Source organism: Pantoea sp. X-Soil-YNGN-785 (assembly GCF_059730585.1).
The window spans coordinates 3,159,919-3,177,743 of sequence record NZ_AP035942.1 but is presented as its reverse complement, the minus strand read 5'-3'; the positions used below and the strand labels follow the sequence as shown (position 1 = coordinate 3,177,743).

Annotated in this window: 12 protein-coding genes; 10 read left to right on the top strand and 2 right to left on the bottom strand. The window is 56.4% G+C overall.

Going from position 1 to position 17,825, the window contains the following annotated elements:
• Positions 1–60 precede the first annotated feature (60 nt).
• Complete coding sequence (locus AC6I8E_RS14730; protein ID WP_013358886.1) at positions 61–1,200, top strand: glycerate kinase; 1,140 nt, start codon at positions 61–63, stop codon at positions 1,198–1,200.
• 175 nt (positions 1,201–1,375) lie between these two features.
• On the opposite strand, the gene barA is transcribed toward AC6I8E_RS14730, so the two are convergent.
• Positions 1,376–4,111, bottom strand: a complete 2,736-nt coding sequence (gene barA / locus AC6I8E_RS14725; RefSeq protein WP_013358885.1) for a two-component sensor histidine kinase BarA — start codon at positions 4,109–4,111, stop codon at positions 1,376–1,378.
• A gap of 93 nt (positions 4,112–4,204) precedes the next feature.
• Here barA and rlmD point away from each other — a divergent pair, with 93 nt between their 5' ends.
• The 6 genes from rlmD (at position 4,205) to queE (ending at position 12,783) form a co-directional block, all read left to right on the top strand.
• Positions 4,205–5,521, top strand: coding sequence for a 23S rRNA (uracil(1939)-C(5))-methyltransferase RlmD (gene rlmD / locus AC6I8E_RS14720; protein WP_095706747.1), 1,317 nt, complete (start codon positions 4,205–4,207; stop codon positions 5,519–5,521).
• A 29-nt stretch (positions 5,522–5,550) separates the two neighbouring features.
• Positions 5,551–7,782: a GTP diphosphokinase gene (relA, locus tag AC6I8E_RS14715; RefSeq protein ID WP_497824173.1), complete on the top strand. Its 2,232-nt coding sequence runs from the start codon at positions 5,551–5,553 to the stop codon at positions 7,780–7,782.
• 151 nt (positions 7,783–7,933) lie between these two features.
• Positions 7,934–8,722 (top strand): nucleoside triphosphate pyrophosphohydrolase, encoded by a 789-nt coding sequence (gene mazG / locus AC6I8E_RS14710; protein WP_147790004.1) that lies wholly within the window; start codon positions 7,934–7,936, stop codon positions 8,720–8,722.
• 230 nt (positions 8,723–8,952) lie between these two features.
• Positions 8,953–10,590 (top strand): glutamine hydrolyzing CTP synthase, encoded by a 1,638-nt coding sequence (gene pyrG / locus AC6I8E_RS14705; RefSeq protein ID WP_497824172.1) that lies wholly within the window; start codon positions 8,953–8,955, stop codon positions 10,588–10,590.
• Between the two features lie 76 nt (positions 10,591–10,666).
• Positions 10,667–11,962 (top strand): phosphopyruvate hydratase, encoded by a 1,296-nt coding sequence (gene eno / locus AC6I8E_RS14700; RefSeq protein ID WP_013358880.1) that lies wholly within the window; start codon positions 10,667–10,669, stop codon positions 11,960–11,962.
• Positions 11,963–12,111: 149 nt separating this feature from the next.
• Complete coding sequence (queE, locus tag AC6I8E_RS14695) at positions 12,112–12,783, top strand: 7-carboxy-7-deazaguanine synthase QueE (RefSeq protein WP_497824171.1); 672 nt, start codon at positions 12,112–12,114, stop codon at positions 12,781–12,783.
• Between the two features lie 91 nt (positions 12,784–12,874).
• Here queE and queD read toward each other — a convergent pair whose 3' ends face one another.
• The gene (gene queD / locus AC6I8E_RS14690; RefSeq protein WP_497824170.1) at positions 12,875–13,234 is read right to left on the bottom strand and encodes a 6-carboxytetrahydropterin synthase QueD; all 360 of its coding nucleotides are present in this window, start codon (positions 13,232–13,234) and stop codon (positions 12,875–12,877) included.
• Positions 13,235–13,532: 298 nt separating this feature from the next.
• Here queD and cysJ point away from each other — a divergent pair, with 298 nt between their 5' ends.
• The 3 genes from cysJ to AC6I8E_RS14675 are packed head-to-tail and all read left to right on the top strand — an operon-like array spanning position 13,533 to position 17,796.
• Positions 13,533–15,344: an NADPH-dependent assimilatory sulfite reductase flavoprotein subunit gene (cysJ, locus tag AC6I8E_RS14685; RefSeq protein WP_013358877.1), complete on the top strand. Its 1,812-nt coding sequence runs from the start codon at positions 13,533–13,535 to the stop codon at positions 15,342–15,344.
• Positions 15,344–17,065, top strand: a complete 1,722-nt coding sequence (cysI, locus tag AC6I8E_RS14680; protein WP_013358876.1) for an assimilatory sulfite reductase (NADPH) hemoprotein subunit — start codon at positions 15,344–15,346, stop codon at positions 17,063–17,065. The genes cysJ and cysI overlap by 1 nt, the downstream gene beginning before the upstream one ends.
• Positions 17,062–17,796, top strand: a complete 735-nt coding sequence (locus AC6I8E_RS14675; RefSeq protein WP_004571209.1) for a phosphoadenylyl-sulfate reductase — start codon at positions 17,062–17,064, stop codon at positions 17,794–17,796. The genes cysI and AC6I8E_RS14675 overlap by 4 nt, the downstream gene beginning before the upstream one ends.
• The last annotated feature ends 29 nt before the right edge of the window (positions 17,797–17,825 follow it).

Sequence of the window (17,825 nt, the reverse complement as noted above, 5' to 3'; positions counted from 1 at the left end):
TTTCCTGAAACCGGACTGGTTAAGAGCCGTTTCAATTACTCAACTGCGCTCGGATTGCCTATGAAAATCGTAATCGCACCGGATTCATATAAAGAGAGTTTATCCGCCCTGGATGTGGCATCGGCGATTGAAGCGGGTTTCCGTGACATTTTCCCCGATGCGCATTACGTGAAAATACCGGTCGCCGACGGTGGCGAAGGCACGGTAGAAGCGATGGTGGCGGCGACGAAGGGAAAGATCGTCAGGTTGAAGGTGACAGGTCCGCTGGGCACGCAGGTTGATGCCTTTTACGGTCTGTCGGGAGATGAACGTACCGCCTATATCGAAATGGCGGCGGCCAGCGGACTGGAGCGGGTGCCCGCTTCACAGCGTGACCCGCTGATAACGACGTCGTTTGGCACCGGCGAGTTGATCAGGAATGCACTGGATAAAGGCGTTGCTCACATCATTATTGGTATCGGCGGCAGCGCCACCAACGATGGCGGTGCCGGGATGATGCAGGCGCTGGGCGCCCGATTGCTCGACGCCCAGGGCAGCGAGATTGGTCACGGTGGCGGCGCGCTCTCTGACCTCGCCAGCATTGATATTGACGCCCTGGATGCCCGTATCCATCAGTGCCGCATCGAAGTGGCCTGTGACGTGACCAATCCGCTGACCGGCAAAGAGGGTGCATCGGCCATTTTCGGTCCGCAGAAAGGGGCGACCCCGGCGCTGGTGCAGCAGCTCGATCAGGCGCTGGCCCATTACGCCGCGATTATTCACCGCGATCTTGATATCGATGTGCTGCATATTCCCGGCGGCGGCGCAGCGGGCGGCATGGGCGCGGCGCTGCACGCCTTCTGTCAGGCGGAGCTGCGGCGCGGCATTGAGATTGTTACTGAGGCGCTGGGGCTGGCTGAAGAGGTCAAAGATGCGGACCTGGTGATTACCGGTGAAGGGCGTATCGACAGCCAGAGTATTAATGGCAAGGTGCCGATTGGAGTCGCCAGCGTGGCAAAGCGCTTTAACAAGCCGGTGATTGGCATCGCCGGAAGCCTGACGGCGGATGTCGGCGTCGTACATCACCACGGGATTGATGCGGTATTCAGCGTGCTCTACAGCATCTGTACGCTGGATGAGGCACTCGCGAATGCCGGAAAGAATGTCGAGATGACGGCGCGTAACGTAGCCGCGACGCTGAAACTGGCCGGATTCCACTGACCGTCAGGACTATCCGGCCATGCAATGCGGGCCGTGATCTGTAGAGGGTGATGCAGGTGGTCAGGCATAGTTTTACGGCGTCAGTCCGTGACTTCGGCGGCAGGTGTGCGTCAGCGGAAGCTAAAGCACCTGCCGGTTAGCGTTTGCGCATATAGCTGGCGTGGCAGCAGGCCGGTCAGACTTCCCCGAACCCTAACAGTCGCCGGGCTTCTCTGGCGACGTTCTCCATCTCATCCTGCAGCTCCAGCAGTTCCGGCTCCAGCGCGGCGATATCGCTGGCCTCCAGCAGCCCCCGTTCCAGCTGATGACAAAGTTGCTTCATGCGCGGCACGCCGCTATAGCTGGCACTGCCGTGCAGCTTGTGAATAATTTCACGCAGGGCGTTGACCTCATTGGTCGTCATAAACTGCGCCATCTTCGCATGCACTTCCGGTAAAAACTCCAGCAGCATTCGTAGCAGATCGCGCGCCAGCTCGGGTTTGTTCGCCGCCTGACGCAGCGCCAGCTGCCAGTCCAGCGTCGGTAATATTGGCTGCAGTTCCGGCAGGGAGACCACCGGCGGCGGCGTATAGCGCGCCAGCAGCTGTCTCAGCTTGCTCTCATCAATCGGCTTGGCAAGATAGTCATTCATACCCGCCTTGATCAGCTGTTCACGCTCGCCATCAATCGCATGTGCGGTCACCGCCACAATCGGTGTATTTGCGTGATGCGGCAGACCCCGGATAATTTCGCTGGCGCGAATGCCATCAATCTCAGGCATCTGAATATCCATCAGAATCACATCCAGCGACTGCTGACGCGCTTCGCGGATGGCGTGTTCGGCGCTGCTGCACAGCAGGATATTCTGCACCTGCTCCTCCAGCAGCGCGCCAATCAGCTTGAGGTTGGCGGGATTATCATCCACCGCCATCACCGTCAGCGGCAGTCGCGGTGACAGCGGCAGTTCGCTGACCTGGCGGGTATGGATATCCAGTAACATCGGCAGAAGCCGCGTCAGAGAGATCGGTTTAGCGATGCAGCCGTCAATGCCGCGTACCTTTAGTTCATCAGCCAGCAACATCATCGGGCTGGGAAGGGCCATCAGCACGTTGTCTGCCCGATCCAGCAGCCCATTGATCAGGCGCTCATTAAGCAGTTCAGGCTGGCTGATACCGACCGGCATCGCCATCAGCAGTAGCGGATAGTGAGACGCTTTCAATCCCTCCAGCGTTTCACTGTAGTCAATCTGCAATGGGGTGGCGCTCAGCATCTCCAGCGCGGCGCTGGCAACGTTAGCATCCGCTTCCACATAAGCAATACGCGCCTGGGACAGCGTTTCCAGCACGCGGGGCATGCCGGGCGCATTGGGATTGAGATCCAGCTGCACGCGAATCATAAAGGTCGAACCCTGATCCGGCTGGCTGCTGAAGGTAATTTCCCCCCCCATCTCCCGCACCAGCTTCTGGGTGATGACCAGACCCAGCCCGGTGCCGCCATGACGCCGCGAAATGCTGGCGTCAGCCTGACGAAACGCCTGGAACAGCTGTGTCTGTTGCTGCTCAGAGATACCGATACCGCTATCCTCAACCTGAATCTCCAGCTCGACGCGCGACTGGGTAATCACCCGCTGTCCGACGCGCAGGCCGATGTATCCTTTCTCAGTAAACTTGATGGCGTTACCAATCAGGTTGATCAGAATCTGTTGCAGTCGCAGCGCATCGCCAATCACGTTGTCCGGCACGCTGCTGTCACACACCACCGTCAGCTCCAGCCCCTTTTCATGCGCCGACGGCGCCAGCAGCACCAGGGTTTCATCCAGCGTGGCGCGCAGCGGGAAGGGGATCGCCTCCAGCATCAGCTTGCCCGCTTCCAGCTTCGAAAAATCGAGCACGTCGTTGATAATACTGAGCAGATTATTGGCTGAGCGTTCAATGGTTTGCATATAGTCGCGCTGCGTGGTGCGCAGCTGGGTTTTCAGCATCTGCCGGGTAAAACCCAGTACGCCATTGAGCGGCGTTCGCAGCTCATGCGACATATTGGCCAGAAACTCAGATTTAATACGCGCGGCTTCCTGCGCGCGTTTCTTCGCCAGATCCAGTTCAACGTTCTGAATTTCCAGCTGTTCCAGCGTCTCTCTTAAATCGTAGGTTGCCTGGTCGATATTGTGCTGCATCTCTTCGTGATAGGCGGTCAGCGACATCGCCATCGCGTTAATACCGTTTTTCAGAATGTTGAGTTCACCCAGCATGTAGCCCTCAACGCGGCTGTCGAGCTGGCCGCGACGGATGCGGTCAACGGTGGTGACCATATTGCGGATCGGGCCGGTAACATCGCGCATCAGACGATAAGCAAACAGCATGGCAAGACAGAGGCAGAAGAGCAGCATCAGCGTGGCAACAAACACCTCTTTGTACTGCTGCAGGCGCACCGACTGCAGATCCAGTTCAATCGCCACATAGCCCAGCGGATTGCCCGCGGGCTTGGCATCTTCATCCGGTAATTCGTCTACATCGTAACGCTCGGAGGTAATCGGCGTGCGCAGAATTAATAGGCTGCCGTGGCGCTCCATTGAGACATCGTCAGGCAGGGCGCGGATATCATCCTGTTGCAGCAGGCTGAGGTTTTGCTTGTGGTTAGAGGTGACATAGAGCTGATTATGATTATCAAACACCGAGATGGCCCGGACGATGCCGGAATGGCGGCGGTGCAGCAGGCTGACCAGCTCACGCATGGCATCCCGATTGTGCCAGGTCATGCTGTATTCGCTGGAGATTGCCAGTGGTTCGATGATGTTAGCCCCGGCATCGATCACCTGGCGCTGCAGTTCGTTGTAGCGGTGCACCACAAAAAATGAGCTGAGCAGCAGGCCAACCATCAGCGTGGGTGCCAGGATTAAAATCATCATTCGCGCCCGCAGGCTGTATTTGGTCATAATAGTCGCCTGGCTACTCCGGCATTAACGTCCCTGTGCATGCGGTCGACAAAACGATGCAGGCCGTTTTCGATAAAGAGAATGAATAACACTATGGCGCAATTTTACGTTGCAAAACAGCGCGTGACGACGCAACAACGGATCACCGTCACCATTGATGAGCTCGATCCGTTCGGACAGGGCGTGGCGCGTCACAAGGGCAAAACCCTTTTTGTCACGGGTGCTCTGCCGGGTGAACAGGCGGAGGTCGTACTGACAGAGGATAAACGTCAATTTGCCCGGGCGAAAGTGACACGACTGATTAGCCGCAGTCCGGACCGCGTTACGCCGCGCTGCCCGCACTATGAACGCTGTGGTGGCTGTCAGCAGCAGCATGCGGATGTGGCGCTGCAACAGCAGAGCAAAGCCCAGGCGCTGAGCCGGATGCTGAGCAGGGCCGCAGCACAGAATGTGGCGGTAGATGAGGTGATTGCCGGGCAGCCCTGGGGCTACCGCCGTCGCGCCCGTCTGGGTCTGCAATGGCAAAATAAAGCGCAACGCTTACAGATGGGCTTCCGCCAGGAAGCCAGCAACGATCTGGTCGATATTCAGCACTGCCCCATTTTAGCGCCCGAACTTGAAGCGTTACTGGTTCCGCTGCACCAGTGCCTCAGTGCGTTGCGCGCCGTCAGGCGTCTCGGACATGTGGAACTGGTGCTGGCGGATAACGGCCCGCTGATGATTCTGCGCCATCTTGATGCGCTGCATGCCGATGATCGTGAAAAACTGGAACAGTTTTCGCATAAGCATCAGCTGATGCTGTTCCTGGATGCGGGGGAAGAAGAACTGAATGCGTTAAGTGAGTCGGTGCCGTTTTATCACTCGCACCAGCTTAAGCTCACCTTCAGCCCACAGGATTTTATCCAGGTTAACGATGCGGTTAATCAGCAGATGGTCGCGAAGGCGATCGCCTGGCTCGACCTGCAGCCGGAAGACCGGGTGCTGGATCTGTTTTGCGGCATGGGAAACTTCACACTTCCTGTAGGAATCTTCGTACAAAATGTGGTTGGTGTGGAGGGGATTGCAGCATTAGTGCGGCAGGCAGCGTATAATGCTGATTTGAATAATCTTAAAAATGTCAGTTTCTTTCAGCATAATCTGGAAGAAGAGGTGTCGCGCCAGCCGTGGGCGGCACAGGGATTTAATAAGGTATTACTCGATCCGGCACGCGCCGGGGCTGCGGGCGTAATGGCGCATGTGGTTAAACTTGCACCAGAACGCGTGGTCTATGTTTCGTGTAATCCCACAACACTCGCCCGCGACAGCCAGACATTGCTGTCGGCAGGCTACCAATTGGAAAGGGTCGCGATGCTGGATATGTTCCCACATACCCGTCATCTCGAATCCATGGTGCTGTTCAGAAAAACATAAGCGATGAATGTCGTTGTGCAGGAGAGGTTATGGTTGCGGTCAGAAGTGCGCATTTAAATACTGAGGGGGATTTCGCCCTCGACCAGTGGATCGCCAGTCTCGGTATTGCCAACCCGCAATCCTGTCAACGCGTTGCTGAGACCTGGCGCTACTGCGAAGCGCAGACGCAGGGCCATCCCGATCAGTCGCTGCTCCTGTGGCGCGGTATCGAGATGGTGGAGATCCTCTCCATGCTCAGCATGGATATTGAAAGCCTGTGTGCGGCGCTGATTTTCCCGCTGGCTAACGATGAAGTGGTGAGTGAAGAGGAGCTGGAAACCGCCGTCGGTAAAGGCATCGTCTCGCTGGTTCACGGCGTGCGCGATATGGACGCCATCCGCCAGCTGAAAGCGATCCACAACGACTCCATGGCCTCTGAACAGGTCGATAACGTCCGCCGCATGCTGCTGGCGATGGTGGAAGATTTCCGCTGCGTGGTGCTCAAGCTGGCCGAACGCATCATGAACCTGCGCGAAATGAAAGATGCGCCGGAAGATGAGCGGGTGCTGGCCGCCAAAGAGAGCACCAACATCTATGCGCCCCTGGCCAACCGTCTTGGTATCGGTCAGCTCAAATGGGAGCTGGAAGATTACTGCTTCCGCTATCTGCATCCCGACGAATATAAGCGCATTGCTAAATTACTGCATGAGCGTCGCATCGATCGTGAGCAGTACATTGATAACTTCGTTAACAATCTGCGCAAAGAGATGGTTAAAGAGGGCGTGCGCGCCGAAGTCTACGGACGTCCGAAACACATCTACAGCATCTGGCGCAAGATGCAGAAAAAATCGCTGGCCTTTGATGAGCTGTTTGACGTGCGTGCGGTGCGCATCGTGGCGGATCGCCTGCAGGATTGCTACGGCGCGCTGGGCACGGTGCATACCCTCTATCGCCATCTGCCCAGCGAATTCGATGACTACGTCGCTAACCCAAAACCCAACGGCTATCAGTCGATTCATACGGTGGTGTTAGGGCCGCAGGGCAAAACGGTGGAGATCCAGATCCGTACCCGCCAGATGCATGAAGATGCCGAGCTGGGCGTGGCGGCGCACTGGAAATATAAAGAGGGGCCAACCTCCAGCAGCGCGCGCGGCGCCGCGGGTCACGAAGAGCGTATTGCCTGGCTGCGTAAGCTGATTAGCTGGCAGGAAGAGATGGCCGACTCCGGCGAGCTGCTGGAAGAGGTCCGTAGTCAGGTGTTCGACGACCGGGTTTACGTCTTTACCCCGAAAGGTGACGTGGTGGATCTGCCGGCCGGATCGACGCCGCTCGACTTTGCCTATCATATTCACAGTGACATCGGTCACCGCTGCATCGGTGCAAAAATCGGTGGTCGCATCGTGCCGTTCACCTATCAGCTGCAGATGGGCGATCAGGTCGAAGTGATTACCCAGAAACAGCCGAACCCGAGCCGCGACTGGCTCAACCCGAATCTGGGCTATATCACGACCAGCCGTGGACGCTCGAAGATCCACAACTGGTTCCGCAAGCAGGATCGCGACAAGAACATTATCGCCGGACGGCAGATTCTGGATAACGAACTGAATCAGCTTGATATCAGCCTGCGCGAAGCAGAGAAACTGCTGCTGCCGCGCTACAACGTGACCTCACTGGAAGAGCTGCTGGCGGCGATTGGCGGCGGCGATATTCGTCTTAACCAGATGGTTAACTTCCTGCAGGCGAAGCTGAACAAGCCGAGTGCTGAAGAGGAAGATCGCGAAGCGCTGCGGCAGCTGACCCAGAAATCGTACTCGCAGTCTGCACGCAAAGAGAGTGGGCGCGTGGTCGTCGAGGGTGTGGGCAATCTGATGCACCACATTGCCCGTTGCTGTCAGCCGATTCCGGGCGATGATATTGTCGGCTTCATCACTCAGGGGCGCGGCATCTCCATTCACCGTGCCGACTGCGACCAGCTCTCTGAACTGATTTCACATGCGCCGGAACGTATCGTCGATGCCGTATGGGGCGAGAGCTACTCCAGCGGTTACTCGCTGGTGGTGCGCGTCACCGCCAACGATCGCAGCGGCTTGCTGCGTGACATCACCACCATTCTTGCCAACGAGAAAGTGAATGTACTGGGCGTCTCAAGCCGCAGCGACACTAAAAAGCAGCTGGCGACCATCGACATGGATATTGAGATCTACAACCATCAGGTACTGGGACGTGTCCTGGCGCGCCTGAACCAGGTCTCTGATATCATTGACGCCCGCCGCCTGCACTGATATTCAGTCAGGCACTGCGGCAACTGGAGCCTGCGCGGGCGTTTTCTGCATCACAACACACTGGCGGATGCTGTTCACCGCATCCGTCAGTGTTGCTCGCCTTGGCTCTTCGCCCGCTGCCTGTCACCTGACTACTCAAGGACCCGTCTGAATGAACGCTATCGAGCGCCTGCTTGGCATCATGAAAACCCTGCGCGATCCCCAACATGGCTGCCCGTGGGACCGTGAACAGACCTTCACCTCTATCGCGCCCTATACGCTGGAAGAGACCTATGAAGTGCTGGACGCCATCCAGCGCGAAGATTTTGACGATCTGCGCGGCGAACTAGGCGATCTGCTGTTTCAGGTGGTGTTCTACGCGCAGATGGCCAGCGAACAGAGTTGCTTTAATTTTGAGGATATCTGTCACGCCATCAGTGACAAGCTGGAGCGCCGTCATCCGCACATTTTTGGCGATGCCACGGCAGAAACCAGCAATGACGTGCTGAAAAACTGGGAAGCGATTAAAACCGCCGAGCGGGCTGATAAAGCCCAGCATTCGGCGCTGGATGACATTCCTAAAGCGCTGCCCGCACTGATGCGTGCCCATAAGATTCAGAAGCGCTGTCACAATGTGGGATTCGACTGGACCACGCTGGGGCCGGTAGTGGCAAAAGTGCATGAAGAGATTGATGAAGTGATGCACGAGGCGCAGCAGAGCGTGGTGGACGGCGAAAAGCTGGAAGAGGAGATTGGCGACCTGCTGTTTGCCACGGTTAACCTGTCGCGTCATCTTGGCAGCAAAGCGGAAACGGCGCTGCAAAAGGCGAATGACAAGTTCGAGCGCCGGTTCCGTGAAGTCGAGGCAATCATCGCAGCACAGGGGTTAAGCATGCCGGGTGCCACACTGGAGCAGATGGAAGCGGCCTGGCAACAGGTGAAACAGGGCGAGAAGCGCTGATTATTCCAGCGCTGTGCATAAAGTCGCCATATATGCTTACTCGTTTCAGCGCGGCTACAACTTTGTGACGCACATCAACATTTCATTGGCAGCTATCCGCTATGTTAGGACGCAGCAATGCGTTGGAGGATGGCTGTGATTCATCAATTGTGGCTGATAGCGGTTTCCAGTATACTGTTTTCCCGTCCTGGTTATTCCACCGTCTTTAAACCTAAACTCTCAGGTTCAGCATGACAACGAATTATATTTTTGTGACCGGCGGGGTCGTTTCCTCTCTGGGTAAAGGCATTGCCGCCGCCTCCCTCGCAGCCATTCTCGAAGCTCGTGGTCTGAACGTGACCATCATGAAGCTGGACCCGTATATCAACGTGGATCCAGGCACCATGAGCCCGACCCAGCACGGCGAAGTTTTCGTCACTGATGACGGCGCTGAAACCGATCTCGATCTGGGTCACTACGAGCGCTTCATCCGCACCAAAATGTCGCGCCGTAACAACTTCACCACCGGCCGTATCTACTCAGAAGTCCTGCGCAAAGAGCGCCGTGGCGACTATCTGGGCGCAACCATTCAGGTTATCCCGCACATCACCAACGCCATCAAAGAACGCATTATTGAAGGCGGTGAAGGTCATGATGTAGTGCTGGTCGAAATCGGCGGCACAGTAGGGGATATCGAATCACTGCCGTTCCTGGAAGCGATTCGCCAGATGGCCGTGGATGTGGGCCGCGAACACACCATGTATATGCACCTGACGCTGGTGCCTTACATGGCGGCGGCCGGTGAAGTGAAAACCAAACCGACTCAGCACTCCGTAAAAGAGCTGCTGTCGATTGGTATCCAGCCAGACGTGCTGATTTGCCGTTCTGATCGTGCCGTTCCGGCCAACGAACGCGCCAAAATCGCCCTGTTCTGTAACGTCCCTGAAAAAGCGGTTATCTCGCTGAAAGACGTGGATTCCATCTACAAGATTCCAGGCATGCTCAAGTCGCAGGGCCTGGATGACTACATCTGCAAGCGCTTCAACCTGAATGCACCGGAAGCCAACCTGGCCGAGTGGGAGCAGGTAATCTACGAAGAAGCCAATCCAGGTGGTGAAGTCACCATCGGTATGGTGGGCAAGTATGTTGAGCTGCCGGATGCCTATAAGTCAGTGATTGAAGCGCTGAAACATGGTGGCCTGAAAAATCGCGTCACCGTGAATATCAAACTGATCGATTCGCAGGATGTTGAATCCCGCGGTGTCGAATTACTGAAAGATCTGGATGCGATTCTGATCCCAGGCGGCTTCGGCTACCGTGGTGTGGAAGGCAAGCTGATGACCGCCCAGTACGCACGTGAAAACAACGTGCCGTACCTCGGCATCTGTCTGGGCATGCAGGTCGCGCTGATGGAGTTCGCGCGCAATGTCGCGGGCATGCCGGGCGCCAACTCCACTGAATTTGTGCCAGACTGTAAATACCCGGTGGTGGCATTAATCACCGAATGGCGTGACGAAGAAGGCAACGTCGAAGTCCGCAGCGAGCAGAGCGATCTGGGCGGCACCATGCGTCTGGGCAGCCAGCAGTGTCAGTTAACGCCGGGCAGCCAGGTTCGCCAGCTCTACGGCTCTGACACCATCGTTGAGCGCCATCGCCACCGCTATGAAGTAAACAATATGCTGTTAAAGCAGATTGAAGCAGCCGGTCTGCGCGTAGCAGGTCGCTCGGGTGATGATCAACTGGTTGAGATTATCGAGATCCCGAACCATCCGTGGTTTGTGGCCTGCCAGTTCCACCCTGAGTTTACCTCGACCCCACGCGACGGCCATCCGTTGTTTGCCGGCTTTGTTAAAGCCGCGCATGAGTATCAGAAGCGTTTAGCGAAGTAAGTTTCACAGACAACGCGCGAACTTTTCGCGCGTTGTCTGTCTTAGGATTGACTAACTTGTACTGAGGAAAATCGTAATGTCCAAAATCGTAAAAGTCATCGGTCGCGAAATTATCGACTCACGTGGTAACCCGACTGTTGAAGCTGAAGTGCATCTGGAAGGCGGTTTTGTAGGCCTGGCAGCTGCACCATCAGGTGCCTCTACCGGTTCACGCGAAGCGCTGGAACTGCGTGACGGTGACAAATCACGTTTCCTGGGCAAAGGCGTAACCAAAGCCGTTGCTGCAGTAAACGGTCCGATTGCTGAAGCGGTAAAAGGCAAAGACGCGAAAGATCAGGCGAACATCGATAAGATCATGATCGACCTGGACGGTACTGAGAACAAATCTAACTTCGGTGCTAACGCCATTCTGGCTGTTTCACTGGCAGCGGCTAAAGCAGCGGCAGCTTCTAAAGGTCAGGCGCTGTATGAGCACATCGCTGAGCTGAACGGCACCCCAGGCAAATACTCTATGCCACTGCCTATGATGAACATCATCAACGGCGGCGAACATGCCGACAACAACGTCGACATCCAGGAATTCATGATCCAGCCGGTTGGCGCTTCTAACGTTAAAGAAGCTATCCGTATGGGTTCTGAAGTATTCCACAACCTGGCAAAAGTGCTGAAAAGTAAAGGCATGAGCACGGCAGTGGGTGACGAAGGCGGCTACGCGCCTAACCTGGGTTCCAACGCCGAAGCGCTGGCAGTTATCGCTGAAGCGGTAAAAGCAGCAGGCTACGAGCTGGGCAAAGACATCACCCTGGCGATGGACTGTGCGGCATCTGAGTTCTATAAAGATGGCAAATACGTTCTGGCCGGTGAAGGCGGTAAAGCGTTCACCTCTGAAGAGTTCACCCACTTCCTGGAAGATCTGACTAAACAGTATCCGATCGTCTCTATCGAAGATGGCCTGGATGAATCTGACTGGGACGGCTTCGCTTACCAGACCAAAGTGCTGGGCGACAAAATCCAGCTGGTGGGTGACGACCTGTTCGTAACTAACACCAAAATCCTGAAAGAAGGTATCGATAAAGGTATCGCCAACTCCATTCTGATCAAATTCAACCAGATCGGTTCTCTGACCGAAACCCTGGCTGCGATCAAAATGGCGAAAGACGCGGGCTACACTGCCGTAATCTCTCACCGTTCAGGCGAAACTGAAGATGCAACCATCGCTGACCTGGCGGTAGGTACTGCAGCGGGCCAGATCAAAACCGGTTCAATGAGCCGTTCTGACCGTGTTGCTAAGTACAACCAGCTGATCCGTATCGAAGAAGCGCTGGGTTCTAAAGCGCCATTCAACGGTCTGAAAGAAGTTAAAGGTCAGTAATGACCCTGTGCTGATGGCGCATTAAGCGGCATCGCATACGCTGAAAGCCCCGCCTTGTGCGGGGCTTTTGCTTTTTCGTGTCGCGCAGCTGTTGTTGTGCGACACACGCTGGCATAATCAGCGCCCCGATTTATCCAGGCGAGTAAAAAATGTTCTACCCGATTAACGAAATGTTCCAGACACTGCAGGGCGAAGGTTATTACACCGGCGTGCCTGCCATTTTCATCCGCCTGCAGGGCTGCCCGGTGGGCTGTAGCTGGTGCGATACCAAACACACCTGGGAAAAGCGGGCAGATCGGGAAACGTCTCTGGGTGATATTTTGATCAAAACGGTGGAGAGCGACGCCTGGGGCGATGCCGATGCCTCCACACTGCTTCGTAGCATCGAACAGCAGGGCTGGACGGCGCGTCATGTGGTGATCACCGGTGGTGAACCGGCGATTTACGACCTGCGTCCGTTAACCACGATTCTGGAACAGCACGGTTTCCAGTGCCAGATTGAGACCAGCGGCACTCACGAGATCCACTGTTCTGAGCAGACCTGGGTGACTGTCTCGCCGAAGGTCAACATGCGCGGCGGCTACGATGTGCAGCCCCAGGCGCTGAGCCGGGCCGATGAAATTAAACATCCGGTGGCACGTCAGCGTGATGTGGACGCACTGGATGGGCTGCTGGCGGGGATTGACGACACCAAAGCCCGAATCATCGCTCTGCAGCCTATCAGCCGTAAAGACGATGCCACCCGACTCTGCATTGAGACCTGCATTGCACGTAACTGGCGTCTGTCGATGCAGACCCATAAATATCTCAATATCGCCTGATAGAGTGTGCTGAGCGGTTAACCACAGGGAAGAGGCTTGATGCGGGATGGAAGCGAAACAGCGTCGGATCGAAAGGCTCGATCCGACAGGCTTAGCCGCGGTAAACGCAGCCTGCGGTGCAGGTTTCTTTGATCATGACCGCGCTTAACAGCGGCAGTTGCGGCTTCATCTGATCCCAGATCCATTTTGCCAGCACTTCGCTGGTGGGATTTTCCAGGCCAGGAATATCATTCAGATAGTAGTGGTCCAGCCGATTGTACAGAGGCTTAAACGCCGCCTTCAGTTCAGCAAAATCCATAACCCAGCCGGTATGCGCATCCACTTCGCCGGTAATCTCCAGACGAATCAGGAACGAATGACCGTGCAGACGGCCACATTTGTGTCCGGCCGGCACATTCGGAAGATGGTGCGCGGCTTCGAACTGGAACTCTTTAAACAAGGTGGTAGACATAATGGTTCTCAGACATTAAAAAACCGCTGAATTCTACCTGATTACCGCTTTTTTCGCACCCGCGCCGCACAAAGCGATACTTTCACATCCGATTGCCGGATCGTGTCCAGCTAATTAACTGATAAATCACCCGTTTACTTACCAGTTTTAACGATTACCTCTACCAGGAAAACCACTTAGTCATTTTGGTTATTTGATATGTCGAAGGCGTATTTAATCGTTAATATACAGCCCGGTAACCTACGCACTCTTACGCCACTTTACGGTCCGGACTTCTGATACTGGAATTTTTAACGCGATGACGACTCAGGCACCTGGTTCACTGCTTCCGCTCTCCCCGGAACAACTCGCCCGCTTACAGGCGGCGACGACAGATTATTCCCCGACTCAACTGGCGTGGCTGTCAGGCTATTTCTGGGGCCGGGTAGAGCAGACGCCGGGTAGCGCCGTCGCCAGCAGCGCACCGTCCGCGCCCGCCGCTGAAACGCCGGTTATTACCCTGCTTTCTGCTTCCCAGACCGGCAATGCCCGTCGTCTGGCTGAGCAGCTGCGTGATGACCTGCTAGCCGCGAAGCTGAACGTAAACCTGGTGAATGCCGGTGATTACAAGTTTAAGCAGATTGGCCAGGAAAAAATGCTGGTGGTCGTAACCTCTACTCAGGGCGAAGGCGAGCCGCCGGAAGAGGCGGTAGCGCTGCATAAATTCCTGATGTCGAAGAAGGCACCGAAAATGGAGGGTGCGGCCTTTGCGGTGTTTGGCCTGGGCGACACCTCTTATGAATTCTTCAGTCAGGCGGGCAAAGATTTTGACAATCGTCTGGCTGAGCTGGGCGGCGAACGCCTGCTGGATCGCGTTGATGCGGATGTCGAGTACGCAGAGCAGGCTTCGGCCTGGCGCAGTGCGCTGACCGACATTCTGAAACAGCGCGTGCCGACCGAATCCCCGGCGCAGGCTGCGGCGACAGCGGCAGGCAGCGTCAACGAAGTGACCACCAGCCCCTACAGCAAAGAGTCTCCACTCAGCGCCAGTCTGGCGGTAAATCAGAAAATTACCGGACGTGACTCAGACAAAGATGTGCGCCATATCGAAATCGATCTGGGCGACTCCGGTCTGCGCTACCAGCCTGGCGATGCGCTGGGCGTCTGGTATGAAAATGACGCGGCGCTGGTCAGTGAACTGCTGGAGCTGGTCTGGCTGAAAGGCGATGAGCCGGTAGAGATTCAGGGCAAAACCCTGCCGCTGGCGGAGGCGCTGCAAAAGCATTTCGAGCTGACGGTGAACACCGCGCAGATCGTCGCGCAGTACGCCCAACTGTCCCGTAATGCGGAGCTGCTGGCGCTGGTGGATGATAAAGCCCGGTTGCAGCACTATGCGCAGAACTATCCGATTGTGGATATGGTGCGTCTGGCTCCGGCTGAACTGACGGCAGAACAGCTGACCGGCCTGCTGCGTCCGCTGACGCCGCGACTCTATTCTATCGCCTCTTCGCAGGCCGAAACCGACACCGAAGTGCACATCACTGTGGGTGCAGTGCGCTTCGATATTGAAGGTCGCCAGCGCGGCGGCGGTGCATCGACCTGGCTGGCCGATCGCATTGAAGAAGAGGGCGAAGTCCGCGTCTTCATTGAGCACAACGATAATTTCCGCCTGCCGGCTAATCCGGACGCGCCGGTGATCATGATTGGCCCGGGCACCGGCATCGCGCCGTTCCGCGCCTTTATGCAGCAGCGCGACAACGACGGTGCCAGCGGCAAAAACTGGCTATTCTTTGGTAATCCGCACTTCACCGACGATTTCCTCTATCAGGTGGAGTGGCAGAAATATGTGAAGGATGGGCTGCTGACGAATATCGACCTCGCATGGTCACGCGATCAGGCAGAGAAGATTTACGTACAGGATAAGATCCGCGCGAAAGGGGCTGAAGTCTGGCGCTGGATTGAAGAGGGCGCGCATCTGTATGTCTGTGGCGACGCGAATCGTATGGCAAAAGACGTCGAGCAGGCATTGCTGGATGTGGTGGTCGAACACGGCGGAATGGATCGTGAAACGGCCGACGAATTTTTAAGTGAGCTGCGCATTGAGCGCCGTTATCAGCGAGACGTTTACTAATGAGCGATAAACACCCTGGACCGCTGGTTGTAGAAGGCAAATTAGCAGACGCTGAGCGTCTGAAGAAGCAGAGCAACTATCTGCGCGGCACCATCAAAGAAGATCTGGAAGAGGGTCTGACCGGCGGCTTTACCGGCGATAACTTCCTGCTGATCCGTTTTCACGGCATGTACCAGCAGGACGATCGCGACATCCGTGCCGAACGTGCCGAGCAGAAGCTGGAACCGCGCCACGCCATGATGCTGCGCTGCCGACTGCCGGGCGGGATCATTACGCCGACGCAGTGGCTGGCCATCGACAAATTTGCCACCGATAAAACCATTTATGGCAGCATCCGTCTGACCAACCGTCAGACCTTCCAGTTTCACGGTATTCTGAAGAAGAACGTCAAGCCGACGCATCAGATGCTGCATGAAGTGGGGCTGGATGCGCTGGCGACTGCCAACGACGTCAACCGTAACGTGCTCTGTACGTCGAACCCGGTTGAGTCGGAACTGCATCAGGAAGCGTATGAGTGGGCGAAGAAGCTCTCCGAGCATCTGCTGCCGCGCACCCGTGCCTATGCCGAGATCTGGTGGGATAAAGAAAAAGTCGCGACAACAGACGAAGAGCCGATTCTCGGTGAAACCTATCTGCCGCGTAAATTCAAAACGACGGTAGTGATCCCGCCGCACAACGATGTGGATCTGCACGCCAACGATCTGAACTTTGTCGCCGTCGCCGAGAACGGCAAGCTGGTGGGCTTCAACCTGCTGGTGGGTGGCGGTCTGTCGATCGAGCACGGTAACAAAGCGACTTATGCGCGTACCGCCAGCGAATTTGGTTACTTCCCGGTTGAGAAGATCCTTGATGTTGCCGAGGCGGTCGTGACGACGCAGCGTGACTGGGGTAACCGTACCGATCGTAAAAACGCCAAAACCAAATACACCCTGGAACGTGTTGGCGTCGAGACCTTTAAAGCGGAAGTCGAAAAACGCGCTGGCCTGACGTTTGAGCCGATCCGTCCCTATGAGTTCACCACCCGTGGCGATCGCATTGGCTGGATCAAAGGCATCGACAACAAATGGCACCTCACGCTGTTTATTGAAAATGGTCGCCTGCTCGACTATCCGGGCCGACCGCTGAAAAGCGGCATCGCGGAAATTGCGAAAATCCATCAGGGCGACTTCCGCCTGACTGCCAACCAGAACCTGATTGTGGCGGGCGTGCCGGAAAGCGAAAAAGCGCAGATTGAAGCGATCGCCCGTGAACATGGACTGATGGATCACGTGACGCCACAGCGCGAAAACTCCATGGCTTGCGTCGCGTTCCCGACCTGTCCGCTGGCGATGGCAGAAGCCGAACGCTTCCTGCCCGCGTTTGTGACCAAAGTCGAGGGCATCATGCACGCGCATGGCGTTGGTGATGAGCACATAGTGTTACGCGTTACCGGTTGTCCGAACGGTTGCGGCCGTGCCATGCTGGCTGAGCTGGGTCTGGTGGGTAAAGCGCCAGGCCGCTACAACCTGCATCTGGGCGGAAACCGCAGCGGAACGCGTATTCCCCGTATGTATCGTGAAAACATTAACGAAAGCGAAATTCTCGCCACTATTGATGAGCTGGTGGGACGCTGGGCCACCGAGCGCCAGGCCGCTGAAGGCTTTGGTGACTTCACCATCCGCGCAGGCATTGTTGCGCCGGTGCTGGACCCGGCACGCGACTTCTGGGAGGAAGCAAAATGAGTCAGCCCGACCTCGCAGCACTGAATGAGATGTCCAAAGTCCAGCGTGCGATGGCGCTGGCCGCGACCAATGCACAGCTGGAGAAGTCATCAGCAGAAGAGCGGGTCAGCTGGGCGCTGGAGAATTTACCGGGCGCCTACGTGCTCTCCTCCAGTTTCGGTATTCAGGCGGCGGTGTCGCTGCATCTGGTGACGCGTCAGCAGCCCGATATTCCGGTGATCCTCACCGACACCGGCTATCTGTTCCCGGAGACCTATCGTTTTATTGATGAGCTGGCGGACCAGCTCAATCTCAACCTCAAAGTGTTCCGCGCCGAAACCTCACCGGCCTGGCAGGAAGCGCGCTACGGCAAGCTGTGGGAGCAGGGCGTCGAGGGGATTGAGAAATATAACGAGATCAATAAAGTCGAGCCGATGAACCGGGCTATCGAAACCCTGGGTGCCCAGACCTGGTTTGCCGGCCTGCGCCGTGACCAGTCCGGCAGCCGGGCAAATCTGCCGGTGCTGGGCGTGCAGCGTGGCGTCTTTAAGCTGCTGCCGATTATTGACTGGGATAACCGCCAGATTCATCAGTACCTGGAACAGCACAAGCTGAAGTACCATCCACTGTGGGATGAAGGCTATCTTTCAGTAGGTGATACCCATACCACCCGCAAATGGGAGCCGGGTATGGCAGAAGAAGAGACACGCTTCTTCGGTCTTAAGCGCGAGTGTGGTCTGCACGAAGGCTGATGACGTTCTTCTCTCCTCCGCGAGGGGGA